We start from the raw sequence: 1,152 nt of genomic DNA on the forward strand, positions 1-1,152 counted from the left end.
GAACAGGGAAGCGTTTTCATGATCATAATTCCAATTGTATTGGGTAAAAAAGAAGAAGTTAAATCAAGTAAAGGTTTGTTGGAAGGACGCACCCTGTCCGCGCCGAACGCTAAAATTCTGGTTGTAGATGACAATGAATTTAATATAAGGGTCGCCGAAGGATTAATCGGCCTGTTTAAGATCAATGTGCACAGCGCTTTTTCCGGAAAGGAAGCAATCGATATGGTTCAGAAGGACGATTATGACATTGTATTTATGGATCACATGATGCCCGAAATGGACGGCGTTACGGCAACCGGCTTAATAAGAAAACTTGGCGGCAAGTATAAAAATTTGCCTATCATAGCCCTGACGGCAAACGCGGTTCAAGGCGCAAAGGAAATGTTTTTATCCAGCGGATTTGACGGGTTTATTTCTAAACCAATTGATGTTCAAGAAATGTATAAAGTCCTGAAAGAATGGCTTCCTCTGGAAAAAATCGAGATAAGAAAAGATGGAGAAATAGAAGTGAATGATGATAATGAAGAAGCAAGCGGTAATTTTCTCTCCGAGTTGGATAAAATCGAGGAAATCAATGTTGAGATTGGCCTGAACCGCGTCTCCGGCATGGAAAACATGTACAAGGAAACACTGGCGCTTTTCAACCAGAAAATTGTTTTAGAATGTGACGACATGTCCGCCAAGATAAAGCACGGTGATATAAGCGGCTTTGCTATTTCAGTTCACGCCATGAAGTCCGCCCTGTCCACAATAGGCGCGATGAGTTTATCTGAAGCGGCGTTCAGGCTGGAAACGGCTGCCAAAGAAAACGATTTTGAATTCTGCGTGCAGAGGTTTCCGGTTTTAAAAGGAAAACTTTTAAATCTGCATGAAGACCTGTCGGCTATTTTCCCTGCTAACGCTCAGGAAGATAGCAAAAAAAAGATAGGGGATAAAGCCTATTTAAAAGGTCAAATTGAGAAAGCGCGTCAAGCCATTTCTGACTTTGACAGTGACGCGGGTCTTAATATTATTAACGATTTGTTGACTTATGATTTCGGCGAGCAAAACAACGCTTTATTGAAAAATGCCGCCTTGGCTTTTGAGGAGTTTAATTTTACTGAAGCTACGGATTTGTTGTCTGATGTAACTGAATAGGTGCTTCTTAATTAG

At 41.2% G+C, this 1,152-nt stretch carries 1 protein-coding gene; it reads left to right on the plus strand.

What is annotated here, in order from left to right; translation table 11 throughout:
• The coding region (locus tag ACYVRH_RS13040; RefSeq protein WP_461257330.1) for a response regulator at nucleotides 1-1,137 on the plus strand (1,137 nt) is incomplete at its 5' end.
• Nucleotides 1,138-1,152 lie beyond the last annotated feature (15 nt).

It is taken from the genome of Treponema sp. R80B11-R83G3, assembly GCF_054786115.1.